This is a genomic window from Aquimarina discodermiae (assembly GCF_040786235.1).
Taxonomy (GTDB): Bacteria; Bacteroidota; Bacteroidia; order Flavobacteriales; family Flavobacteriaceae; genus Aquimarina.
Genome location: NZ_JBFMKP010000014.1, coordinates 92,409 through 117,046, shown reverse-complemented (window position 1 = coordinate 117,046; position 24,638 = coordinate 92,409). Strand labels below are relative to the sequence as shown.

The following is a 24,638-nucleotide window of genomic DNA, read 5'->3' as shown; positions in this document are numbered from 1 at the left end:
ATATACTATATAGAAGTATGTTAAATACTATTCGTTGTTTTGCTCATCAATTATAATTTCTGGATATAGAAAATTGTTATATGGAAAACGAGTTACATGTATATCTCTTACTTCTTTATATACTCTGTTTCTAAATGTATCGATATTTTCTTTATTAATAGCAGAAATAAATAGCGCATTGTCACCTATTCTACTCATCCACGTTTGTTTCCACTCGTCGATTGTGTAATGTATTTTTGTCTTTTCGGTGATCAAATCATCCTCATCGATGGTTTCATGTTTGTAAGCATCTATTTTGTTAAAAACCATAATAGTAGCCTTTTCTCTACAGTCAATTTCTCCAAGAATATTGTTTACCGATTCGATGTGATCTTCGAACTGAGGGTGAGAAATATCAACAATATGTAATAATAAATCTGCTTCTCGTACTTCATCTAGGGTACTTTTAAAACTTTCTACAAGTTGTGTAGGTAATTTTCTAATAAACCCTACTGTATCACTGAGTAAAAACGGAAGATTACCAATCACTACTTTTCTTACCGTAGTATCTAGCGTTGCAAACAGTTTATTTTCTGCAAAAACGTCGCTTTTAGAAACTACATTCATCAAGGTAGATTTACCCACATTGGTGTATCCTACTAATGCTACTCGCACTAATTTACCACGGTTACCACGTTGTGTTGCCATTTGCTTATCGATGGTAAGTAGCTTTTTCTTAAGTAAAGAAATACGATCCCTTACAATACGTCTATCAGTTTCGATCTCGGTTTCTCCTGGTCCACGCATTCCGATACCTCCTCGTTGTCTTTCTAAGTGAGTCCATAATCCCGTTAATCGAGGTAATAAATACTGGTATTGTGCTAATTCTACTTGGGTACGTGCATAGCTGGTCTGTGCACGTTGTGCAAAAATATCAAGAATCAAATTGGTTCGATCTATGATTTTTGCCTTAAGCACTCGTTCTACATTACGTAGTTGAGCAGGAGTAAGTTCATCATCAAAAACGACTGTGCCAATCTTATGTTGTTCTACATAGAGACGTACCTCTTCTAGTTTTCCTGATCCCAAAAAAGTTTTAGAGTTTGGCATATCCATTTTTTGAGTAAATCGCTTTACTACTTCGCCTCCTGCAGTATAAGTAAGAAACTCTAACTCATCTAAAAACTCATCCAGCTTATCTTCATCCTGGTTTTTGGTGATGATACCTATTAATACTGTCTTTTCGTATGCTACTTCTTTCCGTTCTAACATTAACTAACTTCTTATTATATTGTGGCTGTAAACAAATGTACAAAAGTACGATAATTATACGCTTAGAAACCAATATAATAAGGGGTTTCTTATAAAACTAACGATAATGCCCAATAAATTTTATTTCAGAAAAAAGGATACAAATCATTATACTGTAGCTTTTTATAATCTCGAAAACTTATTTGATATTCATGATGACCCTTATATTCTGGATGATGATTTTTTACCAGATTCAGAAAAACAATGGAATCGCAAGCGTTATGAGAAAAAGCTATTTAAACTAGGTACAGTTATTTCTAATATTGGATTTTCGAGAACAAGAAAAGCTCCTGTTTTGTTGGGAGTTGCAGAAGTAGAAAATAAAAAAGTGCTAGAAGACCTGATACAAACCAAGCATTTAAGAGAAAAAAATTATGGGATTGTACATTATGATTCTCCAGACGAACGAGGTATTGATGTGGGGCTTTTATATCAAAAACAATATTTTGAAGTGACGCATTCAGAGAGTATTCAGGTATTGGTATATAACGATAATGGGGATAGGGATTATACCAGAGATATTTTATGGGTAACAGGTATTTTAAACAATGAAGAGGTTCATATTTTAGTGAATCATTGGCCATCAAGACGTGATGGAGCAGAGGGTACTTCTTATAAACGTATTGTTGCGGCCGATAAAAATCGTGAGATTATAGATAACATAACCAACGAAAACCCAGATGCAAAAATTATTGTTATGGGAGATTTTAACGATGATCCTTTTAACGAAAGTGTTAAAAAACATCTGGTGCAAGGGGATCTTTTTAATCCTATGGAGCGGTTATTAACCCGATATCGCGGTACTACAAATTATAGGAACCAATGGAATCTTTTTGATCAGATTATTTTTACTAATAATTTTCATAAATACGAAAAAGGAAAGCATAGCTTTTCTAATGCTGCTATTTTTGATCAGGATTTTCTAAAGATATACAAAGGCAGATATAAAGGAACTCCTTTTAGAACCTATGCTGGTAGAAAATATACAGGAGGGTATAGTGATCATTTTCCCGTGTTTATGCAACTGAAATTGAATTGATCTTTCTTGATAACATCCTTTTAAAGCTAGCTTTACAACTTGCCTGTTGCTGAAGTTGTAAATTTGGAACACCCCTCTAAATCTCTCCTTTTAGGGCAATGTCATTAAGTTAAGGATTTAAAGTGTTGATTTTGTTATGTTTAACGGCTTCGTTTTTGTACCTTTACGTTAGTTAAACATCTTAAATACAGCTATTTATGAAGAATCAGTATTCGGTTTAAAAACCATGCCAAACTTGTAGAATATTTGTTAAATATTATAGAAAACCCTGATTTTACCAATACCTTTAAAATTGGTGACAATTCATTTTCTAGAACTAGGAAATTCACTTTTCAAAGTTGCTTCCTTTTTATTTGTAGTATCCCCAACAAAAGACTCCAAAGTGAACTAGACTGTTTTTTCAATCAATTCAAAGGGATTGCCAACAGTTTACGAACGGTCACATCTTCGGCTTTTTCCCAATACCGGGATAAGATCAGTTATCAAGCCTTTAAAACCGCTTGTTTCCATCTTGCCGATTACTTTTATACGAATTACAGTTTTGCTCAGTACCATCAAATGCGCCTTGTCGCTATTGATGGTACAGTATTGACACTTCCCCGTAATGAACACACGATCAAAGAGTTTGGGGACAACATACTCTCTAGTGGAAAAACTTGGATCAAAGCACAGGTTTCTTTTGCCAGTGACGTGCTTAATGGTATTTGTTTGGATGCTTGTATAGGTGCTTACAAAACTTATGAAGTTAGACAAGTTATAGACCACTTAAAAAAACTTGGCCAGCACAACCTATACCTTTTTGACAGAGGGTATTTTGGCAGGGATTCCTCTACAAAGTACAAAATACAGGTTGTCAATTTTGTTTTCGGGTACAACAAAACGCCTGTAGTGAAGTAATTGATTTTATTAAAAGTGGAATTACTGACAGTATAACCACCATTGCATATCAAGATGAACAAATTAAAGTCAGAATCAGTAAAGTACTATTAAAAACAGGGGAAGCAGAATATCTTGTTTCTTCGTTGACCAATCAAAAAAAGTACTCCCTAAAGCATTTAAAAGCGCTCTACCATAAGCGTTGGGGAATCGAAGAACAATATAAAGATATCAAACATGCTTTAGCTATTGAGAATTTTGCAGGAAAGAAAGTGAACTCTATAAAACAAGAGTTCCATACTACCATCGTTACCTATAACCTTGCGATGATGGTACTGAAAAAACCTGTAGAGAAACAAGCCAATGCTACTCAGAAAAAATATCACTATAAGGCCAATAAGAGAAGTATCCTAGCTAAATTCAAACAATGTTTTGTTGCTATTTTCTGTCAAAATGAAAAATTGGTGAAAACCTTGGAGCAGATCATCAAAACTGTAGCCAAAGAAGCTGTGCCAATAAGACCAGATAGATCCTATGAAAGAGGGAAAACTCAAAAGACCAAAAAGAAACATCATAGAGGCTATATGCCAGTTACTTAGAGCTTAACTTAATGACATTGCCACCTAGGGGGGGTACCCCCATTAAAACAATGCTGTGATGTATACTTTTATATGCTGTAAGTAGTATTGTAATCCTTATAAGCGTTAAAATAACCATGTTTCCCCTTCTAAAAACAAAAAGCAGTACTTTTAACCCAAGGAATTAACAACACATAATCCTTTAACTCTTTATGGGCTAAAAACAACGTCAACAGGTAAACTATCAACTAACAACCAACAACGATTAACCAAACTTTGGCAGAACTACAAGACATACCCAACAAACCCTTACGCAGAGGGTATACTACAGGAGCCTGTGCTACTGCTTGTACCAAGGCTGCATTGTATAGTTTGGTCACCCAACAACCCATCAAAGAAATACCTATAGAATTACCCATTGGAGAGACCGTATTGTTCAAGGTCGAATTGGTATCGCTATCTAAAAAAGAAGCGACCTATGCTACCATAAAAGATGCAGGAGATGACCCCGATGTAACCCATGGTGCAGAAATTAAAGCAACCATTTCTTTTAATACCAAAGGTGCTATTGTTTTTGAAAGAGGAGAAGGTGTTGGACTAGTAACATTACCAGGATTAGAAATCCCGGTAGGAGAACCAGCGATCAACCCAGTACCCAGAAAAATGATGAGGACCGTTTGTAAAAAAATACTGGCCGATCATCGATTAGAAAAAAACGGAGTCACTATTAGGATTGCCGTAAAAAATGGAGAGCAAATCGCCAAAAAAACATTGAATAGCCGTTTGGGTATTTTGCATGGGATATCCATCTTGGGAACCTCGGGTATTGTCACCCCTTTTTCTGCTGCTTCTTATATTGCAAGTATCCAGCAAGGAATTGATGTAGCTATTGCCAACAATAAAACCGAACTATTAATTAATTCTGGAGCGCGTAGCGAAAAAATGCTTAAAGCGCTATTTACAGATATAGATCCTATTGCCTGTGTACACTACGGAAACTGGATACAAGAAACTTTTGAGAAAATAAACGAATCCCCGCAGATCAAAAAAGTAGCCATGGGGATTATGCTGGGTAAAGCATCCAAACTGGCACAAGGCAATACTAATACTCATAGCGGAAAAACAACCTGGGACAAACAATTTATCTATCAATTGGCTATCGATGCCGGATATCCAAAAGAAATTGCTAACAAAGTTTTATCACTAAACATGGCCGGGCGTCTTCGGGAAATCTTTACTTTTACGGATCAGGAAAAATTTTATCAAAAACTAATAGAAAAATGCCATTATCACTGTAAGAGAATTGCACCCAAGGTACAGCTTGATTTGTACTTGATCAATAATGATGGCCACTATATAAAGCATTCTTTATGAATATCATGAGCCTTACCCGTCCGCTGATTGCAGGCGTGTTACATTCTTTCGAACCCGATCATATGTCGGCTGTTTCTGTATTGGCGGCAGAAAATGCTATCCAAAAAAAGAAAGTATCCATAAAAATGGTACTTACCGCATCACAATGGGCATTAGGGCATTCGGTAACGTTATTATTGTTTGGTGGAATCGCATTAGCATTTAGAGCTGCGTTGCACGCTTTTGTAGAAAACATCTCTTTTTGGGCAGAATTTTCTGTGGGGCCGATTATGATTTGGCTCGGTATTATGGCCATTCGCAGAAATCATAAGATCAATGAAATGATGGCTGATCATAAAAAAATAGAAGCACACGAACATCTTGCCAGTAATCCCATTCATTTACATGGTAAATCGGGAGAAGAAATTGCCATGAATCCTATCAACCGATCTTTTTGGATCGGGATGTTACACGGCCTTGCAGGAACAGGAGGAGCACTTACCTCTGCATTGATCATAAGTGCAGACACAGTCTCTGATGCTATTTTGATTTTGATCATAGAATCGATAGGTATCATCATCTCGATGGCGGTATATAGCTATGTACTTATTTTTACCATGAGTCGTTTTATAGAACGTAATATGTCGATTTTTAAATGGATGAATGGGGTGATAGGTATCATCTCTATTATTATTGGACTGATCATGTTACAAGGAAGTCTTTTTTGAATAATATTAACATATTCCTACTATAATTTCACTGAAAACAGGGGGTTATGGACACTATCGAAAAGCTACATTTGATTTGAATTTAAAATTTTTAAAACAACAAATCATGAAAAAAAACATTTTAAATGTAAAAGGAGCTAAACAATTATCTAAAAGCAAACAACGTAATGTCATAGGAGGTTCTTATGATCCAACAGGACAACCTTGCCATAGTGATTGGGATTGCTATCCTCCTGGTATACCTGGAATAGATGGTACTTATACATGTCTTAGAAACCGCCCTTGGGATACATCTGGAGTATGCATTTCTAGATAACCGATTTTAGAACTAATTTTAGAGAAAGACCATCTTATTTTGATGGTCTTTCTTGTTATAAAAACCTGTAAATTAACATCATGTATACTCTAAAAAGCGTCTGTTCGAGACATCCGACAAAAATTTTATCCAGTGGTTATACTGACGTTCCAAAGCAGAGCTTTGAGCATCTTTTTTCACCAGTATAAGATTTGTTTTGCGTTAAAAAATCTTGAAACCTTGGAAAGATTTTAGCAAAAAAAATCTGGTTTTCAATAAAATTGAAAAATACCTTGAAAAAAGCGCCTTTTCTTTTGGTTCGTTTTCTTTGGGCGAGCAAAAAAAATGAACGGAAAGCTAAATCAAAGGGAATTAGGTGAAATTTAACTGCGCGTAAGGATTTGAAAAACAAAGTATTAAAACACATCAATGATAGTAATTTTTTGTAATAACCTCTCGATATTGCTTGTCCTGAGTTTATCGAAGGGCTCGAGATGATGTGGAGAAAAATTGTATCGAGAATAGCTTTTTAGTATCGAACTCAAATTAGTATATTTCTTGAGTCTTTTTTAATAGCTTAGAGAATGATTGAAGCCTTACTTACATTTTTCGAAAAACATACATCGCTTACAGAAGATGAAAAGAACTATATCAAAGTACATATTCCTATAAAAGAAATAGAAAAGGATCATGTACTACTTGCTGAAGGAGAGGTATCCAAAGCATTTTACTTTATCATAAATGGATCCATCAGATTGTTTTATAAGACCGATGTAGAAGAAAAAACCGCCTATTTTTACTTCGAACATATGTTTGTTAGTTCGTATGAAAGTTTTACTAGGCAAACTCCATCAAAACATTATTTACAGGCAATCGAAAACACTTCGGTTGCAATAGTTACACATGAGGTAGCCTATAAGCTTCTCGAATTGTTTCCCAGGTTCGAATTTCTGGCCAGAGTAATGATGGAAGAAGAATTAATCGTCTATCAGGAAATCATAGCGTCTTTTATCACCTTAAATGCCGAAAAAAGATACCTCAAATTAGTACAGACCAACCCCGAGTTACCACAACGTATTCCTCAATATCAATTGGCCACTTTTTTGGGAGTAACCCCAGAAACGCTAAGTAGGATTAGAAAGAGAATTATATCCAAAGACATTTCTTGACGATCGTCAATTAACTTTTTGAAAGGTGCATTCTATATTTACATTCGTTCTTAAAGTTATTTGATCATGAAAAAAACATATCTCTTCTTATTAATAATAGGCACTATTCTACCCAATATTTTTGTGATAGTAGAGTCTATACATACCGGTAATTATTTACTCTATACACGGCCTATGGATACATTTAGTCAAATGTTTGCCAATAACGTTTCTTCTGCTTTTGTAACCGATTTACTATTTATTGTGGTACTATTTCTTATTTGGTCGTATAAAGAATCTAAACGATATCAAATAAAAAGTATTTACTGGGTGTGGATATATACGTTTGCCCTGGGTATTGCAGGGGGGCTTCCTCTGTTTCTGTACCTAAGAGAACAGAAAAAGAGTACTAACTAATAATCACTCAAAGAAATAATTTTTGACACCTAACACTCCTGTTCTTCTTCAGTATAAAAACAGATATTATTCTCTTTGAATAATTTGTATTTTCGTTTGATAGAAACTTATTGTTAATATGGCTAAATCTATATTTTTTGTCATGCTGAACTTGATTCAGCATCTTATTAACATATGTACAACCTAAAAAAATGAGATCCCAAATCTAGTTTGGGATGACATTATATATTAATTTTACTTTAGAAGACGATGAAAAAAGGGTGTTTGATCCTGTTTATAATTTTAGTAGTCATTATTACTATACCTTTTTTAATCAGTACTTTTTTTCCTGAAGAACCAGCCACATCCGAAAAAATCGCAGAAGTTTTACAACAAGAAGTTGATCGTATTGATAAAACAAAAAACATAGATGTATATATAGAGTTATTAGATTTTTTACAAAACCAAAAAAAAGACATTGTAGATGCTGTGATTGATAAAGAGGCTATTGACTGTGAACGCTTTTTTTATGTGCACAATTTTTCTGAATATGTCGAATTACCTCATCATCTTGCAACTCAGTTTCAGAAAATAACTTCAAAAAACCCTGACGTAAATCCAGGCATTTCAATTTGTCCTAAAAGAAATATTCGTTTACGAATTTCAGAAAAAACAGATGATGCTAATTATTTAAATATTGTTCATGAGGTACGTCTGGTAGATACATTAAATCAAAAATTAAATTTCAGTGCGTTTCAAGCAAAACCAATCAGAGATAGGTATGAGTATATTATTGGTATCCAAGATGTTTTTCATATCATAGACCCTAATAATTTTGCTCCTAATTAGTTTTAAAATGTGAATTTTGAAGGTCAAAGTAATACTGAAGATGAGTTCTATAAAAGAGAATTATCAAGATATAGCACAGCGTAGTTAACGATATTCTAATACAATTATAACTTAAAGCGAACTTAATAATAGTCTTGTTCATTTCATTTTTTACTAACTTCTCTTTTTGATTTTTTATACCTCAGTTTTTAATTTATTATAAAAATCCACAGAAATGAGGATACAATACACTCATTTTTGACGATTGTTTGACTCTCTTATATACTAGAGATTTGTAGTGTTAAACCTTATAAATAAAATAACATGAAAAACAAGAAGTCAACTATTGAGAGCCAAGAAAAGTCAAAACCATTTATTGGTGACACATCGTTTAATGTATCTAATGATATTGATACACCAAAACCAGATGGAAGGGATACGGGTTCCAATGAAGAAGAAGATGAGGATGATAAACCCGGGGAAAATATCTTCAAATAAAAGTGTAAAATAAAAGGCTTTCGTTATCTTTAAGATAACAAGAAAGCCTTTTCATACTTTCTTTTATTAACCACATAAATGTTGTCCTATTACATGAGAAAAATTAACTGTTTTTTCTTTTTTGTATTCCTTAGTTTTTTAGGAATAAGTCAAAATTCTAAAGCTATTGATAGTCTGGTAACACTATTATCAAAACAAGAAGGAGTTGAACTTGCTAAAACCCTAAATGAATTATCCTGGAAATATAGATACAAAAATGATTCTATCGCTATGATGTATGCCAAAAAAGCAGAAAAGCTAAGCAATGAAGCAGGATATACATTAGAATTAGCAACCAGTTACATAAGGCAGGGGACACTATATTTGAACAATAACTTATTTGAAAAGGCAGAGTACAATTTAAGTCAGGCATTAAAGCTTGAAGAAAAAGAAAATAACTTATCAGGTATTGCAAGAGCAATGTTACAATTAGGAAAACTCTATAAAAAACTAAAAGATTATGACAAAGCGTTAGAGTTTTATAACAAAAGTCTATTCATTAGACAACAACAAAATGAATACAAAAAAATAGCTTTAATTTATAACAATATAGCACTTCTATATAAAGAAAAACAGAAAAACTCTATAGCATTACAATATTATCATAAAAGTATAGACCTAAGAGATTCTATTCAAGACAAAAAAGGGTTGATCATTTCATACAAAAATATAGGAGCTTTTTATAATGAGTTAAAAAAAACTCCAAAAGCCTTGATAGAATTAGAAAAGGGTCGAAGATTAAGTATTGAGTTAAATGATTCTATTCAATTAGCAAGTATTGAGAATAATATAGGTTTATCATATGTTCATCTTGAAAAATTAGATTCTGCCCTTATTCATTTTTATCAAAGTCTATCCATTAAAGAAAAATTAAATGTAAAAAATAAGGAAGCTGTATATAACAATATTGGTTTAATAAAAGAAAAAAAGAATAAATTACAAGAAGCTATCGATCATTATAATTTTAGTATAACAATAGCCAAACAGAATAGAAATTCAATACAATTAATAGATACGTATCACCATTTAGGAAGAACATACAAGAAAATGGAAAAATATGATACAGCATTAGAATATCATTTTAAAGCTTTAGAGTTGGCAGAATTTTATGAAAAAGAACATAGAATATTAGATATTTTGTCAAGTATAGGAGAAGTATATGAACAGATGAAAGACTATCAAAATGCAAACCTCTACAATGAAAAACATATCATCATTCGAAATCAACTTGAAAACCAATCTAGAAAAAATGATGAAACAATACAATTGTTGAATTATGAAAGAAATCAAAAAAAAATACTAAAGGCAGAAAAAGAAAAATCAGATGCCGAAAGTGATCAAAAAACAACACAGATCATGACACTGATTATTGGTTGTATCTCATTGTGTGTATTATTTTTTATGTTGTTTAAATACGAGAAACAAAAAAAACAAAAAGAGATTGCCATACAGAACGAAAAACTAAAACAAGCTGAAATCGAGAAATTATTAAAAAACCAGGAATTAAAATCAATACATGCTATGATTGATGGGCAGGAAAAAGAACGAAAGCGCATCGCTCAGGATTTACATGATCGATTAGGGAGTATGTTATCGGTAGTGAAAATTCATTACAAATCTGTAGAAGAAAATTTGGAAAAGATTCAGATCGATTCCAAAATGCAATATGCGAAAGCAAATGAATTGTTAGATGAGGCGTGTGCTGCCGTTAGAGAAATATCGCATAATATGGTGTCAAATGTATTGACCAAGTTTGGGTTAATTCCTGCATTAAATGAACTAAAACAAAATATAGAAAACACGGGTGCTCTGGAAATAGAGCTCATTGATTATGGATTTGATGATCGGATAGAAAATGAAATCGAAATTAATATCTACAGGATTATTCAGGAATTAATTGGTAATACTCTAAAACATGCCAATGCAAAAGAGGTAAGTATTCAATTACTAAAAAAAGAAACAACCCTTAATATAACCGTAATTGACGATGGAGATGGTTTTAATACCAATGATATCACTAATTTTTCTGGTATAGGAATAAAAGGAATACAATCCAGAATAGAAAACTTACAAGGAGAAGTAGTGTTTGATTCTGGTAAAGGAAACGGAACTACAGTAACCATTGATATCCCAATTAATTATAAAAATACACATCATGACACTTTCTAAAAATATAAATGTACTCATCGTAGATGATCATCAGATTGTTATCGATGGAATTCGTTCTCTGCTAAGGAGTAGTAACAATATTCATATTGTAGGAGAAGCTCTTAATGGAAAAGAAGCATTACATGTACTCAGTAAAAAAACTGTAGATATTGTTATCTTGGATATCGAAATGCCAGTGATGAACGGCATTGAATTAACTCAAAGAGTAAAAGAAGAATATACAGATACAAAAGTATTAATTCTAACCATGAATAATACATTAGAATTTGTAAAGCAAGCAATTGAAATTGGTGCAGATGGATATATTATAAAAAATAGAGGTTCAGAAGAATTAGAGTCAGCTTTACAGGCATTAGGTAGTGGTAAGGAATATTATGGAAATGATGCCAATGAAACATTACGATCAGGAGTACGAAGAAAGAAAAATAGGGATGAAAATGAAATAAGACTTACCAAACGAGAAATAGATGTATTAAAATTAATTGCCGATGGAAAAACAACTCCCCAAATTGCAGATCAACTTTGTATAGCCAATAGTACAGTAGAAACACACCGACGCAATTTAATTGAAAAAACACAAGTAGAAAATGCGAGTAGGGGGCTTATGAAATTCGCAATAGAAAATAAGTACATTCCATAATTATTGATGTACCCCATTCAAAATACAAGTCCTATTGCAATAACATGAAACACTCCATTCTTATGAATCGAGTGTTTTTTGTTAGTAAGTATTCTTAAAACTCATAAATATCCTCAATTCTGAGGATAAAATTTCCACAATATTATGGTTTTACAGGAGATGTTATAACCTCAATTTTGTAAGTATAAATAACTAATATACTTACAATGAAAAGCTTGGAGATACAATATTCTAAAGAGATAGCCCGTGAGTTAGGTAAGATCGCTGTTTTTCTTCCAGGAGAAGAAGTCGAAGTAGGCGATATTCTTAGATTCCCTAATGGAAAAAAAGGGATTCTAAATAAAGCAGCACCCTTAGGGAGTTTTCAGAAAATTACCAATCTCAAAAATTTAGGAATCAATCACATAAAAACACAACTGTCAAAAACTCCTGATTCTTATCGATTTACAAGCAAAAGATCGGTTCAATTACAATTTAAAACAGGACTTAATGCCGATTTAAATGATGATTCATTACCCAAAACAAATGGAGAGTTGCACATAAAATTATCATCAGAAGGTGCTATTTGTTTTTTTGCTACAAATTGTTCTAAAATCTCTTTAGATAATATTTTAACTCTAGAAAATGAAATCAATTCTCAAGGCAAAAAAATGGTCTGGGATGATACATTCCTGGTTACTTCTGTAACTATTGCTCAAAAAGCACTAATCATACAATCTAATAGTAATACATCAGAACTAACTCTTGGAGGAGATGTACAGGGTTTACAATCCAGTAGTCTAATAAATGTAAAGGCAGATGCCCAAATTCATATCAAAAAACAAACAGGAGATATGTTGGTTAAAGATTGGTCTAACGATGTAAGTGTATTTATGGATTTGATGAAATTCGAAAAGGAAACTTTTGGAATAGAAAGTAAACATATAACGGATCATTCCATATTTCAGGATATCAATGGTGTAAAACTTCAACCTGTTCATGTTTCAGAATTAATAGATTAACTATACTCAACTATCTCGAAACCAACTTTAGGCTTCCAACAGAAAAACAGTAGTAATATTTCGAGACTCGCCTCGAAGAATTAAAGTCCAAAGTGGAGATTAAATTAATATAAACCTTAAAAACATACCCATGAGAAGAGCTTTAATCGTTGGCATAAATCATTATAAAAATGCCCCATTAAAAGGATGTATTAGCGATGCTAAGAAAATAACCCAAGTGTTGGCCACAAACGACGATGGATCTCCTAATTTTGATTGTAAACTCTTAGTAAGTAAAGAAGATGCTAAGTACCCTATAACTATTTCTAAACTCAAAAAACAGATTCATACTTTATTTAATCATGAAGCTGAAATTGCAGTACTTTACTTTTCTGGACATGGAGCCAGTAATAATGTTGGTAGTTATTTAGTTACTCAGGATGCTCAAAAATATGATGAAGGTGTTTCGTTACAGGAAATTATCACAATGGCTAACGCTTCAAAAGTAAAGGAAGTCATCATTATGTTAGATGCTTGCCATAGTGGACACTTGGGAAATCTAAAAGAGTTCGGGAACAGAAAAGTGGTGCTGCGTGAAGGTGTTTCAATATTAACTTCTAGTAGGGATACACAGTATTCTGTAGAACGAAATGGATCTGGATTATTTACTTCTATTATTTATGAAGCCATGAGTGGAGGAGCTTCAGATATTTTAGGTAATATCACTGTAGCGGGTGTCTATTATTTTGCCGATCAATTATTAAATTCATGGGAGCAACGCCCTGTTTTTAAGTCACACATTTCCAAAATGTCTTCACTAAGGTTTTGTCCTCCAAAGATACCGTTGAAAATTATTAGAAAACTTCCTATATACTTTGAAGAAAAAGAACAACCTCTCCTACTCAATCCACTTTATGAAAGTAGTATTGAACCAAGAAATGAAGTGTTTGAAGAGATTATGGCACATTTACGATTGTTTCATACTAATGGGCTTTTACTACCCAAAGGAACCTCCTTTTTGTACGATGCAGCAAAAGATAGTAAAGCATGCGAACTAACCTCACTCGGCAAGTTTTATTGGGACTTAGTTAATAAAAACCAGCTATAAAAATCGATACATATAGTACTATCAGAGTTCTAATATAAAGTATGATCTAGCCACCAAAACAAAGATCGATGAAAAATATATTTAACACCTATAAATGGATTAGTTTCATTTTCTCAATTGGAGTACCTCAAATGTTATATACGATTACAAAGGAATTTAGTGGATTAACAGGAGCGGCAGCAATTAACCATACACTTAAATACCTAGGATTTAATATTCATATGGAATTAGGGATAAAAATGCTCATCATTACAGGAGTACTTTCTTTTATCCTATCAGAATGGCTTTTTAAGCAATACTATAAATCTAAAATAGAAAAAGATATTTCTATACAAAAACTAGATAGTCTATTAAAAGTACTCTGTTTAATAGAAAGTTACAATATACCAGCATCTTTAAAAAACACACTAAAAACCTATTATTTATGAATTCAATAGAAAAAAATACACTTGCACAAGAAATCTCCTTATACCTGTTTGCTAAATATGAAGCTGTTGAGATACAAAAAAAGATGAATCTTCATAATGTACTTATTCCAAATGAAATGGAAATAAAGCGTAAAAATCTTACAGACATATTAAAACAGGAAAAGGCACATGTTTTAGCAAACATACAACGTGAAGAAAACATAAGACCATCTGTAATACTAACCCCCTCAGAAACCAAAAAAGAAGCGCTTTCTCCCCCTCTTGTTAAACCTCAAAAGATATTCATTAGTCATTCTAAAAAAGACCTGACTTATGTACAGGAAATTATTAATGTACTAGAAACAACAGGGATTAAAAGTCACCAAATATTTTGTAGTTCTTATGAGGGGTACGGAACTCCGTTAGGAGCAAATTATCTCGAGGTTCTAAAAGAAGAATTGAAAGGAGATACATTAGTATTATTTGTATTATCTAACAACTTTTTTAATAGCAATATATGTCTTTGTGAGATGGGAGCTGTATGGATATTAACACAAGATCAAATTCCTTTATACATCCCTCCTTTTAGTGCAGAAGATGTTAAAGGGGTTTTTCCTACTACACAAGGAATCTACGTTAATCAAAAGCGGCAGCTTATTATGTTAAAAGAACGCCTGGAAAAAGAGTTCGACATACAAAACAAAATTTCACATATCCATTGGGATCAGCAAATAGATCGATCTCTTAAAGTTATTAATAACACTTTGCAAACTTCTAAATAGTAAAGATAACCCTAAAACCAAAATGTATGATTTCCAAATATTGTTCGTTAATATGCGCTTGTTGTTTAGGTATTGCAATTTTAAACCTTCCAATGCCCTATTATACTTTTTTACGATTTGTGGTTGCATTGGGTGCAATGTTGATCATCATAAAAAGAAGTATCCAAAAAGAGTACCTATGGATGGGAGTGTTTATAGTTATCGCGATTCTCTTTAACCCTTTTATCTCAATATACTTACACCAAAAATCAAAATGGATATGGGTAGACATATTGGTGGCTTTGTTGTTCTTAATAGATTTTTATCCTCATAAATCAAAGCAAAAAACATTACCTGCAAAACAAACTACCCGTAAATATAGTAGAGATAAGATCTACTAAATACTACGCTGATATAGAATATAATACTCAATGTAAAAAATAAACCTAAAACCCATAGAGATGGAAATATTTAAACATTTCACAAAAAACAAAGAAGAAGAGGCACAATCAAAAAATGGAGTGGTTAAACCTATTGCCGAAATAGATCAATCAACTTCTGCCTATGAAGAGTCTAGGGCTTGTGCTGGCAGAACACCTAACTTAAAATCTTCATTAGAAACACTATATGAACAGTTTTTTTTAAGAGCAAAAAATAATGATTACGAACAGCAAAAGTTAAAACAACCTTATACCACCGAGAAAGAAAGTCTACTTATCAAAATACCTCATAAAGAAGAAGAGATAGAAAGAATACAAAAAGAGTTGGATGAGATACAATCTGAGATTGATACGTTATCTCAAGAAATGACAACTCCAAAAAAAATAAAGGAAGTTAATGATATAAAACCAAAATCGAATATAAAGTTATGGTTAGGATTAGGGTTTCTAATTCCGTTAAGTGTTTATATATTTATATTTTATATTTCCACTTCTTATTCTGCATTTTTCAAAGTTTTTGACCCTAGTATTAGTCTTTTTAATAGTGTTTTTGAAGCAGATGCTCTAAGTAAAGCTTATGAAGATGGTCCCTTAGAAGTAGGCTTTATTTTTTTAATTCCTTTTGTGTTCTTTTCATTGGGATACTTAATTCACATGTTTTGGAGTCAGAAAAAAACAAGTAGTTATCTTAAAGTAGCTGGACTGTTATTGCTTACTTTTTCTTTTGATGCTATTCTTGCGTACCTCATAGATCAAAAAGAATACGATTTTAATAAAACGCCTAGTTCACCAGAGTTTACCATCATACATGCCATTCAAGATCCCACTTTTTGGTTAATTATTTTTGCAGGATTTGTATCATATCTGGTATGGGGACTTGTTTTTGACATGGTTATGATCGAAAATGCTAAAAGAGACACTACCCGATTTTTAAGAATGGAGCTCAAAGAAAAAATAAGCCAAAAAAGAAAATTACTTATTCAGGTAAAAGACAAGCTAGAAACTGCAAAAAAAGAGATTGAAACATTTCGGGTTAGAAATAAAGAACTAGAATGTATTATAGAAGGTTTTATTCTTCCAATTCAAAACTATAAAGTATTTGCCATAGCATATTTAAAAGACTGGCAAAAGTATATCTCTGCCGAGTTACCTATGGGACAAAAAGAGAAAATTGCATTGCTTAATGAATGTCAAACCATTTATCAATCTCATATTCAGGAATTAGACTTGGTAGCCGATGACTATCAAAATAAAGTTTTTACCAAAACAATGTAACCTTAAACAATAACTCTATGAAACCTATACTTCTTATTATGATAACATATTTATGTTTATTATCGAGTTGTGGAAAAGAAAGCCCTAATGATAAACTGATATCTAAAACTAAAATAAAACAACTACACTTTAATGATAGTCTTAACATCAATATCTTATTAGATTTATCCGATAGAATTAACTATTCTAATCAAAAAGAAAATGACCTAAAACATGTCTTGAACATAGCTAAAGTTTTTAAAGAACATGTTTCAACTAAAAAAAACATTTTGTTAGACGATCATTTACAATTGTTTTTTGAACCCAATCCAAATCCTGAAAAAACGGATGAGGTAGCTACTCAGTTAAAATTTGGTATTACCAAAAGCACTATAAATGAGATAGAAATCATTGACAAGAATTATGCTGAATATCTACCTAAATTATATGAGTGGTCTCTAGAAAATCCGGAGACTAAAAAAGGAGCTCATATTTGGAGGTTTTTTAAAGATAAGGCTAAGGATTATTGTTTGAAGGAAAATCATAGAAATATTTTAATCATTCTTACTGACGGGTATCTATACCATAAAGAAAGTACTCAAAAAAAGGGTAAAAGAACTACTCGTATTAATCAAAAATTACTCAACAATCCTTTGTTAAATAAACCAAACTGGAAAAGTGTATTGGAAAAGAATGATATGGGAATTTTATGGGAGAAAGAAAAAAAGTTAAAAAACCTAGAGGTTCTCGTTCTAGGTATAGACAAACATAATCATAAAAACCCTAATGCAGAAGATATTATCAAATATTATTGGAGCAAATGGTTTCAAGAAATGGGCATAAAAAAGTATAAGATAAAAAGTGCAGATATTCCTACTAGTTTGGAAGGGATAATTCAAGACTTTATCCTTCTATAAAATGTCAAATGAATGGTTTATGCAAAAAAAAGTATTGATGAAATCTTTTTTATACTATTGGTTGTCTAATACAGAAAATCCAAAAAAATATCTGGTCGACCTTTTTTTTACCTGTATTGTTTTTGCATCAATTTTATTATTATACCTAGAAAATATAACTGGTGAATTACCATATAGTTTAAAATTTATAGACAACTCTATTGTTATTATATTCATATTAGAATATACGGCACGTTTGTATGCCTGTAGTAATTTTAGAAAAGACTGTAAAAAAAATGGATTGTTTTTTGCCTGTATGCAAAAGGTAAGATGGATGTGTAAATGGTCCTCTATTATTGATTTGATAGCTATTCTACCCGAAATTCATTGCTTTAAAATGTTTAGAATGCTTAAGTACTTAAGGGTTATAAGAATTGTTAGACTTTTTAAAGCATTTAAGGTATTAAGGGATCTTCATAAACTAGTTATCATTCTGAAAGGAATGCGAGAGGAAAATAGAATATTTTACATATTCCTTTCGGCTACAATAACTATATTATTAACAACTTCATTTGGGTTGTATGTTTCAGAAAGCTCTTCTGGAGATACTTCTTTTTCATCATATACCGATAGCTTATTATATTCTTTAAAAATAGTAGAATTACTTGATGATACACCAACAACTTATATAGGAAAAATGCTCTCGGGGTTTTTATTACTATGTAACATGGCCATATTTGGTTTCCTTATTTCAATTATTAGTAACAAAATTAAACTAGTTATGGATACAATTTCTAATGGAAAAATCCAAAAATTGAACCTTACAAATCATACCGTTATCTGTGGGTTTACCAAATCGTCTCAAAACGTATTAGAAGATCTTTTAAGAGATAAGAAAAACCATAATCGTGTAGTGCTGTTAACTACAAAATCAATAGAAGATATATCTGGATTAATCTATGTTAATGCTGATTATACAGAATACCAAAGTTTAGAAAAAGTAAATATTACCAAGGCCAAAAATGCTATAGTATTTGCAGAATCTAAAGAATCCGATACTATCAGAGATATTGATTTAAGAACCGTAATGACCGTTTTTCATATCGAAAAGGTTGCTCCTCAGGTGCATACTATAGCCGAAATTAATGACAAACAAAATGCTGAAATTATACAAGATAAAATTAACGGAGATGAAATTATTTATAAAGAGTTAATAGATGCAAAAATTATCGCAAATTGTATAAAAAATCCTAATATCTCTACTTTGTTTTATACACTTTTTGAAAGTAACGATACATGTATTCAAAGTACAACTTTAACAGATTTAAAAGTGTCAAACCCTATTGATATAAAAAAAATAAAGCATCTTTTTATAGAAATGGATAAAACATTTTTAGGAATTATAGATGCACAAAACAAACCCTATTTATCCCCTGCTAATTCTATGATGGTCGATAATGAATATAGGTTAATTTACATTTAAAACAAGATTGGTTCTATTCTAAAAAGCAACTCAAAGAGTTGCTTTTTTGTGTTTAAAACTGGTATATAAAATCGTAAAAAGAAGGCGTCATATTTAAAAATATCCTCAATTCTATGGATACAATATACTAAGATCTAACGATTGTCCTGCAAGTGATTATCAGCGAATTTTGTATTAGAAATTAATCATGAATTTAAATCGCAAAAAATGAGTAATCCAAAATTTCAAATTAAAGAAAGTAAAAACAATCAATTCTTTTTTAATCTACATGCATTAAATGGTCAAGTTATTTTAAGTAGTGAAATGTATACCACAAAGCAAGGGTGTAAAAACGGTATCGAATCTGTAAAAACCAATGCTCCAACAGATGAGAGATATAATCGAAAAGAAGCTAAAAACGGACAGTTTTATTTCAACCTAAAGGCGACTAATGGGGAAATTATAGGAAAAAGTGAAATGTACACCACCAAAGCGTCTAGAGATAATGGTATAGAATCTGTAAAAACTAATGCTCCAAAAGCAGGGATAGAAGATGCAACTATAGGAGTTGTGAATTAATTGAGAATGCAAAAGGTTGTTCTTAAATGTTGAAAATTAAAAAAACAACTTTTCTGAGCAACCTTTTATTTATATAAACAAGAATGGCCTTCAAATATTATAAACGTATTAAACTTGGTAAAGGATTTGGACTGAATATTAGTAAATCTGGCATTTCTCCTAGTTACCGATCCAAAATAGGATCTATAAGTTCCAGAGGATATTCGATCAAATCAGGAATCACAGGGTTGTCTTATAAGAAATCATTTAAGAAAAGAAAAGGATGTTTGCTCTTATTTGTTATCCTAATTAGTATTAAAGTGACCTTATTTTCTATTCTATTTTTCTCTATTTAAAAAAACAAATCAACACCATCAAAAACTGAGATTATTACATGAAAATTCAATACGCCATCCCTCTCTTACCACTCACATTAGTTTTACAATTGGCTTGCGTTTCTTGTGCAACACCAGAGTCAACAAATTGCATGGATACTAATTGCGAGGATTATAAATTCCAACAAGAGGCACAAAGAGCATTTGATGCAGATCCCGAATGTAGAAACGATTTAGATCATGATAGTGATGGGATAGCTTGTGAACATTTAAGGAATGAAGTCACAAATAATTGTCCAACAACTGCTAATTGTGGATGTTCAGGAAAAAATAAAGCACAATGTCTCAAAGATTCATGTTGTCGATGGATAGTAGGTAAAGGGTGTAATTGTAACTAATAATAAAAAATGATGAGTAAACTATTAATTCACTTATTCGCGATAACAGTAATGGCGCCTTCTATCTTAACAATAGAAGCAGATAAACACGTGTATATCTGTAAGGGACCTAAAAGTAAAAAATACCATTATGATGAGAATTGTAGAGGGTTATCAAAGTGCTCTACCGATATATCCGAAGTATCTCTAAAAGATGCTAAAAAAGAAGAGAGAACTTTGTGTGGTTGGGAGGATTAGAGAATACAATAATTAATAAAGTAAATTTAAGCAAATGACCTGGTACTACTGGATTCCATTATTTATAATTATTTTTTTCGTGTTTGTCTATTACAATGACAAAATTAAGAGAGAAAGGCTTATGAAAAAGTATAAAAACACAGAATTGGTTGAAAAATTGATGCAAGGATCATATTGGATTGGTCAAACAAAAAGAGAATTGCGAGATTCATTGGGTTACCCTAAAGACATAAGTGAACAAATTTTAAAAACAAAAACTAAAGAAATTTGGAAATATGAAAAAACAGGAGAGAATAGATATGCTCTAAAAATTACTTTAGAAAACAATAAAGTAATAGGATGGGATAAGAAATAGAACTTATAGACATGAGGATTTTTTATATGCCACGAATATATTTCCGTACTTTTACCATCAGTTATGATCAAAATCACAGCCACTGATGCAATCCAAATATATATATCCCTTTACTGCTATTCTTAACCAGGAAGATCTAAAACTCTGTTTGTTACTTAACCTTATTGATCCTAGTATTGGTGGGGTATTAGCTACAGGAGACAAAGGAACTGCCAAAACCACTATGGTACGTGGATTAAGTCAATTGATGGGCACAGATTTTCCTTTTGTAAATCTACCCATTGGAGCTACAGAGGATCGGGTATTAGGCAGTATTAATCTGGAAGCGTTGATCAATCAAAAAACTACGATTGTAGACAAAGGATTATTAGCACAAGCACATCAGGGGTTTTTATATATCGACGAAGTCAATCTACTAAATGACTATTTGATGGATGTATTGTTGGACGCTTCTGCTACCGGGGGATATCACCTGGAACGAGAAGGGATCTCCCAATGGATAGATAGTCGTTTTTGTTTGGTAGGAACCATGAACCCTGAAGAAGGGGCATTACGCCCGCAGTTATTAGACAGGTTTGGATTAAGTGTCACCATACAGACACCAAAAGATGTAAAAACACGTACCAAAATTGCCATGCAACGCCTTGATTTTGATAGTGATCCTGTTACATTTTATAAGCAATTTGAAACCGAAGAGCAGACAATTAAGAAGCAGGTTCTTTTAGCAAAACAACAATTAAATACAATTACCATTTCTGAAATCGTACAAGAGCGATGTGCGGCTTTAACGATTGCTAATCAAGTAGAGGGAATGCGTGCTGATATCTTATTACTAAAAACAGCAAGGGCTTATGCGGCCTATCTTAATCAGGCAGAAGTAACCTTAGAAATGGTGGATACCATAGCACCTTTTGTATTACAACATCGTGCAAAAGAATATACTCCTCCTTCTGATCAAGATAAGGAAACACCTTCTAATCGGGATAACCCTACTTCAGAAGAAGAAACAACCACTCAAAATGGGCAAAGTACTGCTTCTTTTCAGTTACCGAAAGTGGTACAACAAGGTCTAAAATTTTCGACTCCAAAAGCTTCCAAAAAACAAGATATTAAATTAGAAGCCATACATGATCAACAATCGGTATCCTATCCTGCACAACGACAACCCGAAATTTCGGTAATTAAATCGATTAAGAATTACCTTAGTACAGGTAAATTTACTGTGATATATCAGCAAGCAAACAAAAAGGCAACTGCCAATATTGTATTTTTGATAGACACCAGTGCCTCTATGGCAATAGATCAACAAATAGGATATCTAAAAGGAGTCATCGAAAAAACAATTACTGCTCAACCCTTTAAAAAAGTACAATATGCTATTGTAGGTTTACAAGGGACTACAGCAAAAATAGTTCAGGAATTTACATCCAATACGCAGCAAGTTTCAGCAACCAATTATCAATTAAAAACAGGAGGTAAAACCAATTTGGGCGCCGCTTTTTTTAAGGTGTATGAATTGATACGATCCATCAATACACAAACGGTACAACTGTTTGTTTTTACAGATGGCAAAATAAATACTGGAGCACAAAACCCATTTCAGTATGCAGTAGACACCTATAAAAAGTACCTAGCTCGAATCCAAAAAACTACTGTTATAGATACCGAAACTGGTTTTGTACGATTAGGCAAAGCACAACAGTTGGCACAACAATTACGACTGAATTACAATACCATTTCTGATTTTTGATAAAGAGTTAATTAATTATCTACTGCTTATCATAGACTTCGCTGTCATCCTGAACTTATTTCAGGTTCTTATCATAAAGAGTCGTTGATTAACCTTGCTCTAAATTATGATTCTTTCATCCCAGGTTTTTTTGTGCTTATCTACATACTTTTTAATTCGAGATTCATCTCTATTTTTATGACCATGAACAAAAGTTAATTTCTCATTTTTACTAAAACACCATTCTCGTTCATAACTAGGATAACTACCAAAAGGTATACCCCCTGCCCGATAAAGCATTTTTTCTGTCTTAAGGGAATTAATACCAGAACATAACCATTCTTGTTTTTCTATTGCATGGTGATGATGGTAATACATAATAGCATATGTTAAAGCAAGACAATCAAGTTGAAATTTTCTTCCTTTCTTATATTCTGGCAAAGTAGTCCATCTCGAATTATGAAAAATATCTGTATTATTTTTATTACACTGGGCCAATAAATTTTGTAATTCTTCTAGGGATTGTTTGTTTCCGAATTTTTTAAATTCTAACAATAAATCAAATTCTATATCATGAGACAAACAGTTATTATAAGATAAAGAACGAAAACCAGATACTATTGTAGGTTCTTTACCTTTTAAACAAATTAACAAATGAGATGCTAAATAATCATAATGATCCAGCGGAAGTGATTTTTTACCGTGCACAGCTTGATATCCCTGTAGTTTCATTTGACACATATTAGAAAAATAATATCGAGCCTCTTTTTTTTCTAAGGATTCTAAAGGTGGAGTTAGTACAACAATCTGAAAGTTCGATGTATCCATATCTATTTTGAGGCTTGAACAATAAACTTATTGTAAAACAAAGTGTTTTCTGGCTTTAATACTTCATCCAAATACAAAGAAGTAAATTCGGTAACAGCATTGTTATCTTTTAGTATATCATATAAAACATCAGATACAAAACTAAAACGTTCTATATAATTTTTATGTTCTAAATGTAATTGATCACCAGTAAAATACATAGTTTCTACCTTATAATGAATATCTTTGAATCCCGAATTTTTTAGTAGAGAAGGTAATTTTCTTCCTACGTAAAAATCAAAATCAACAGATTGTTTTATGATATCCAAATACTTGTTTAACTTCTCATTTTGACTATATAGATTAAAAAAGATACCATCAACATCAATTAAAACGATACGCCCTCCTTTTTTGATTACTCTATACAATTCATTAACTGCTATTTGAGGATCTTTAAGATGTTGTAAAACAAAACGACAGACAACAGCATCATAATTATCACTTCTTCTTTGAATATTTTCTAATGATGATTGGAAATACTGAATTTCTTTCTCCTTATCATTTTTAGACAATAAGGATGCCTGTATTACTCGTTGTTCTGAAAGGTCACATGCATCAATTTGAATATTTTCACATCTATTAATCAAGTATCTAGATACGATACCAGAGCCGCAACCTGCATCTAATAAATGTCTAGTATCTCGAAACGATATACCCTCAAGTTCACGAATTGGGTCATAGCAAGGCATTTTTGCTTGATTTTCTAATCTATTAGACTCGTTTTTGTTATCTAATGTATATGTTGGTTTACTCATTATTTAAGTTAGAAGTAAGATATTTTATAAAATATCGTATTCAGTTTTTTTTAAGTTCTAGCATATTTTTATGATGCCAAACTTACTGTATGGTAGATTCATGTTTCCCACCCAAAATGGGTAGTTTTTCTAATACATAAAACGGGATAAACCGACATAAATATTTTATACCAGTTTCAACTTGAATTTATTTATAAGAAAACAAGATGCAGTTGTATT

Annotated in this window: 28 protein-coding genes and 1 pseudogene; 26 read left to right on the top strand and 3 right to left on the bottom strand. The window is 32.0% G+C overall.

The features are described from left to right. Positions 1-27 precede the first annotated feature (27 nt). Complete coding sequence (gene hflX / locus ABW636_RS10770; RefSeq protein ID WP_367589995.1) at positions 28-1,251, bottom strand: GTPase HflX; 1,224 nt, start codon at positions 1,249-1,251, stop codon at positions 28-30. A 106-nt stretch (positions 1,252-1,357) separates the two neighbouring features. Here hflX and ABW636_RS10765 point away from each other — a divergent pair, with 106 nt between their 5' ends. The 26 genes and pseudogenes from ABW636_RS10765 (at position 1,358) to ABW636_RS10640 (ending at position 22,818) form a co-directional block, all read left to right on the top strand. Continuing rightward, positions 1,358-2,329 carry an endonuclease/exonuclease/phosphatase family protein gene (locus ABW636_RS10765; RefSeq protein ID WP_367589994.1) on the top strand — a complete coding sequence of 324 codons (972 nt, stop codon included), beginning with the start codon at positions 1,358-1,360 and terminating at the stop codon, positions 2,327-2,329. Positions 2,330-2,575: 246 nt separating this feature from the next. Continuing rightward, a complete protein-coding gene (locus ABW636_RS10760; RefSeq protein WP_367589993.1) occupies positions 2,576-3,226 on the top strand; it encodes a hypothetical protein in 651 nt (216 codons plus the stop codon). Further along, positions 3,211-3,804 (top strand): annotated as a pseudogene (locus tag ABW636_RS10755) (transposase); the annotation flags it as partial. The gene ABW636_RS10760 and the pseudogene ABW636_RS10755, both read left to right, overlap by 16 nt. A gap of 255 nt (positions 3,805-4,059) precedes the next feature. Beyond that, positions 4,060-5,157 carry a cobalt-precorrin-5B (C(1))-methyltransferase gene (locus tag ABW636_RS10750; RefSeq protein WP_367589992.1) on the top strand — a complete coding sequence of 366 codons (1,098 nt, stop codon included), beginning with the start codon at positions 4,060-4,062 and terminating at the stop codon, positions 5,155-5,157. Then, positions 5,154-5,864 (top strand): cytochrome c biogenesis protein CcdA, encoded by a 711-nt coding sequence (locus ABW636_RS10745; RefSeq protein ID WP_367589991.1) that lies wholly within the window; start codon positions 5,154-5,156, stop codon positions 5,862-5,864. Before ABW636_RS10750 ends, ABW636_RS10745 begins: the two co-directional genes overlap by 4 nt. Before the next feature lie 106 nt (positions 5,865-5,970). Further along, positions 5,971-6,180: a hypothetical protein gene (locus ABW636_RS10740; protein WP_367589990.1), complete on the top strand. Its 210-nt coding sequence runs from the start codon at positions 5,971-5,973 to the stop codon at positions 6,178-6,180. 563 nt (positions 6,181-6,743) lie between these two features. Further along, positions 6,744-7,328, top strand: a complete 585-nt coding sequence (locus ABW636_RS10735; protein WP_367589989.1) for a Crp/Fnr family transcriptional regulator — start codon at positions 6,744-6,746, stop codon at positions 7,326-7,328. A 66-nt stretch (positions 7,329-7,394) separates the two neighbouring features. Then, positions 7,395-7,724 carry a DUF2834 domain-containing protein gene (locus ABW636_RS10730; RefSeq protein ID WP_367589988.1) on the top strand — a complete coding sequence of 110 codons (330 nt, stop codon included), beginning with the start codon at positions 7,395-7,397 and terminating at the stop codon, positions 7,722-7,724. 249 nt (positions 7,725-7,973) lie between these two features. Continuing rightward, the gene (locus ABW636_RS10725; protein ID WP_367589987.1) at positions 7,974-8,552 is read left to right on the top strand and encodes a hypothetical protein; all 579 of its coding nucleotides are present in this window, start codon (positions 7,974-7,976) and stop codon (positions 8,550-8,552) included. A gap of 303 nt (positions 8,553-8,855) precedes the next feature. Beyond that, the gene (locus ABW636_RS10720; protein WP_367589986.1) at positions 8,856-9,029 is read left to right on the top strand and encodes a hypothetical protein; all 174 of its coding nucleotides are present in this window, start codon (positions 8,856-8,858) and stop codon (positions 9,027-9,029) included. 93 nt (positions 9,030-9,122) lie between these two features. After that, a complete protein-coding gene (locus ABW636_RS10715; RefSeq protein WP_367589985.1) occupies positions 9,123-11,237 on the top strand; it encodes an ATP-binding protein in 2,115 nt (704 codons plus the stop codon). Then, the gene (locus ABW636_RS10710) at positions 11,224-11,877 is read left to right on the top strand and encodes a response regulator transcription factor (protein WP_367589984.1); all 654 of its coding nucleotides are present in this window, start codon (positions 11,224-11,226) and stop codon (positions 11,875-11,877) included. The genes ABW636_RS10715 and ABW636_RS10710 overlap by 14 nt, the downstream gene beginning before the upstream one ends. Before the next feature lie 206 nt (positions 11,878-12,083). Next, positions 12,084-12,878 (top strand): hypothetical protein, encoded by a 795-nt coding sequence (locus ABW636_RS10705; protein ID WP_367589983.1) that lies wholly within the window; start codon positions 12,084-12,086, stop codon positions 12,876-12,878. A 130-nt stretch (positions 12,879-13,008) separates the two neighbouring features. Beyond that, positions 13,009-13,965 carry a caspase family protein gene (locus tag ABW636_RS10700; protein WP_367589982.1) on the top strand — a complete coding sequence of 319 codons (957 nt, stop codon included), beginning with the start codon at positions 13,009-13,011 and terminating at the stop codon, positions 13,963-13,965. Positions 13,966-14,033: 68 nt separating this feature from the next. Then, positions 14,034-14,393, top strand: a complete 360-nt coding sequence (locus tag ABW636_RS10695; protein ID WP_367589981.1) for a hypothetical protein — start codon at positions 14,034-14,036, stop codon at positions 14,391-14,393. Continuing rightward, complete coding sequence (locus tag ABW636_RS10690; protein ID WP_367589980.1) at positions 14,390-15,154, top strand: toll/interleukin-1 receptor domain-containing protein; 765 nt, start codon at positions 14,390-14,392, stop codon at positions 15,152-15,154. Before ABW636_RS10695 ends, ABW636_RS10690 begins: the two co-directional genes overlap by 4 nt. Positions 15,155-15,180: 26 nt before the next feature. Continuing rightward, on the top strand, positions 15,181-15,534 hold the full coding sequence (locus tag ABW636_RS10685; protein WP_367589978.1) for a DUF6804 family protein: 354 nt from the start codon (positions 15,181-15,183) through the stop codon (positions 15,532-15,534). Positions 15,535-15,594: 60 nt separating this feature from the next. Then, a complete protein-coding gene (locus ABW636_RS10680; RefSeq protein WP_367589977.1) occupies positions 15,595-16,848 on the top strand; it encodes an MFS transporter in 1,254 nt (417 codons plus the stop codon). A 17-nt stretch (positions 16,849-16,865) separates the two neighbouring features. After that, positions 16,866-17,744, top strand: coding sequence for a hypothetical protein (locus tag ABW636_RS10675; protein ID WP_367589976.1), 879 nt, complete (start codon positions 16,866-16,868; stop codon positions 17,742-17,744). A 37-nt stretch (positions 17,745-17,781) separates the two neighbouring features. Beyond that, positions 17,782-19,206: an ion transporter gene (locus ABW636_RS10670; protein WP_367589975.1), complete on the top strand. Its 1,425-nt coding sequence runs from the start codon at positions 17,782-17,784 to the stop codon at positions 19,204-19,206. 207 nt (positions 19,207-19,413) lie between these two features. Continuing rightward, entirely contained in the window at positions 19,414-19,764 is a 351-nt protein-coding gene (locus ABW636_RS10665) for a YegP family protein (RefSeq protein WP_367589973.1), read from the top strand. Positions 19,765-19,847: 83 nt separating this feature from the next. Continuing rightward, positions 19,848-20,099: a DUF4236 domain-containing protein gene (locus ABW636_RS10660; protein WP_367589971.1), complete on the top strand. Its 252-nt coding sequence runs from the start codon at positions 19,848-19,850 to the stop codon at positions 20,097-20,099. A gap of 38 nt (positions 20,100-20,137) precedes the next feature. Continuing rightward, on the top strand, positions 20,138-20,476 hold the full coding sequence (locus tag ABW636_RS10655; protein ID WP_367589970.1) for a hypothetical protein: 339 nt from the start codon (positions 20,138-20,140) through the stop codon (positions 20,474-20,476). Positions 20,477-20,488: 12 nt separating this feature from the next. Next, positions 20,489-20,713 carry a hypothetical protein gene (locus tag ABW636_RS10650; protein ID WP_367589969.1) on the top strand — a complete coding sequence of 75 codons (225 nt, stop codon included), beginning with the start codon at positions 20,489-20,491 and terminating at the stop codon, positions 20,711-20,713. A 121-nt stretch (positions 20,714-20,834) separates the two neighbouring features. Further along, on the top strand, positions 20,835-21,068 hold the full coding sequence (locus ABW636_RS10645) for a hypothetical protein (RefSeq protein WP_367589968.1): 234 nt from the start codon (positions 20,835-20,837) through the stop codon (positions 21,066-21,068). Between the two features lie 85 nt (positions 21,069-21,153). Then, positions 21,154-22,818: an AAA family ATPase gene (locus tag ABW636_RS10640; RefSeq protein ID WP_367589967.1), complete on the top strand. Its 1,665-nt coding sequence runs from the start codon at positions 21,154-21,156 to the stop codon at positions 22,816-22,818. Between the two features lie 99 nt (positions 22,819-22,917). Here ABW636_RS10640 and ABW636_RS10635 read toward each other — a convergent pair whose 3' ends face one another. After that, positions 22,918-23,625: a hypothetical protein gene (locus ABW636_RS10635; RefSeq protein WP_367589966.1), complete on the bottom strand. Its 708-nt coding sequence runs from the start codon at positions 23,623-23,625 to the stop codon at positions 22,918-22,920. Between the two features lie 2 nt (positions 23,626-23,627). Continuing rightward, positions 23,628-24,419 carry a class I SAM-dependent methyltransferase gene (locus ABW636_RS10630; RefSeq protein WP_367589965.1) on the bottom strand — a complete coding sequence of 264 codons (792 nt, stop codon included), beginning with the start codon at positions 24,417-24,419 and terminating at the stop codon, positions 23,628-23,630. Positions 24,420-24,638: the final 219 nt, after the last annotated feature.

Coding starts and splice junctions, on each gene's coding strand:
- hflX (WP_367589995.1), bottom strand. CDS start 1,251: ATGTTAGAACGGAAAGAAGTAGCATACGAAAAGACAGTATTAATAGGT.
- ABW636_RS10765 (WP_367589994.1), top strand. CDS start 1,358: ATGCCCAATAAATTTTATTTCAGAAAAAAGGATACAAATCATTATACT.
- ABW636_RS10735 (WP_367589989.1), top strand. CDS start 6,744: ATGATTGAAGCCTTACTTACATTTTTCGAAAAACATACATCGCTTACA.
- ABW636_RS10640 (WP_367589967.1), top strand. CDS start 21,154: ATGCAATCCAAATATATATATCCCTTTACTGCTATTCTTAACCAGGAA.
- ABW636_RS10660 (WP_367589971.1), top strand. CDS start 19,848: ATGGCCTTCAAATATTATAAACGTATTAAACTTGGTAAAGGATTTGGA.
- ABW636_RS10680 (WP_367589977.1), top strand. CDS start 15,595: ATGGAAATATTTAAACATTTCACAAAAAACAAAGAAGAAGAGGCACAA.
- ABW636_RS10700 (WP_367589982.1), top strand. CDS start 13,009: ATGAGAAGAGCTTTAATCGTTGGCATAAATCATTATAAAAATGCCCCA.
- ABW636_RS10630 (WP_367589965.1), bottom strand. CDS start 24,419: ATGAGTAAACCAACATATACATTAGATAACAAAAACGAGTCTAATAGA.
- ABW636_RS10670 (WP_367589975.1), top strand. CDS start 17,782: ATGAAATCTTTTTTATACTATTGGTTGTCTAATACAGAAAATCCAAAA.
- ABW636_RS10645 (WP_367589968.1), top strand. CDS start 20,835: ATGAAAAAGTATAAAAACACAGAATTGGTTGAAAAATTGATGCAAGGA.
- ABW636_RS10715 (WP_367589985.1), top strand. CDS start 9,123: ATGAGAAAAATTAACTGTTTTTTCTTTTTTGTATTCCTTAGTTTTTTA.
- ABW636_RS10685 (WP_367589978.1), top strand. CDS start 15,181: ATGATTTCCAAATATTGTTCGTTAATATGCGCTTGTTGTTTAGGTATT.
- ABW636_RS10725 (WP_367589987.1), top strand. CDS start 7,974: ATGAAAAAAGGGTGTTTGATCCTGTTTATAATTTTAGTAGTCATTATT.
- ABW636_RS10650 (WP_367589969.1), top strand. CDS start 20,489: ATGAGTAAACTATTAATTCACTTATTCGCGATAACAGTAATGGCGCCT.
- ABW636_RS10705 (WP_367589983.1), top strand. CDS start 12,084: ATGAAAAGCTTGGAGATACAATATTCTAAAGAGATAGCCCGTGAGTTA.
- ABW636_RS10720 (WP_367589986.1), top strand. CDS start 8,856: ATGAAAAACAAGAAGTCAACTATTGAGAGCCAAGAAAAGTCAAAACCA.
- ABW636_RS10675 (WP_367589976.1), top strand. CDS start 16,866: ATGAAACCTATACTTCTTATTATGATAACATATTTATGTTTATTATCG.
- ABW636_RS10665 (WP_367589973.1), top strand. CDS start 19,414: ATGAGTAATCCAAAATTTCAAATTAAAGAAAGTAAAAACAATCAATTC.
- ABW636_RS10690 (WP_367589980.1), top strand. CDS start 14,390: ATGAATTCAATAGAAAAAAATACACTTGCACAAGAAATCTCCTTATAC.
- ABW636_RS10745 (WP_367589991.1), top strand. CDS start 5,154: ATGAATATCATGAGCCTTACCCGTCCGCTGATTGCAGGCGTGTTACAT.
- ABW636_RS10695 (WP_367589981.1), top strand. CDS start 14,034: ATGAAAAATATATTTAACACCTATAAATGGATTAGTTTCATTTTCTCA.
- ABW636_RS10710 (WP_367589984.1), top strand. CDS start 11,224: ATGACACTTTCTAAAAATATAAATGTACTCATCGTAGATGATCATCAG.
- ABW636_RS10740 (WP_367589990.1), top strand. CDS start 5,971: ATGAAAAAAAACATTTTAAATGTAAAAGGAGCTAAACAATTATCTAAA.
- ABW636_RS10635 (WP_367589966.1), bottom strand. CDS start 23,625: ATGGATACATCGAACTTTCAGATTGTTGTACTAACTCCACCTTTAGAA.
- ABW636_RS10730 (WP_367589988.1), top strand. CDS start 7,395: ATGAAAAAAACATATCTCTTCTTATTAATAATAGGCACTATTCTACCC.
- ABW636_RS10655 (WP_367589970.1), top strand. CDS start 20,138: ATGAAAATTCAATACGCCATCCCTCTCTTACCACTCACATTAGTTTTA.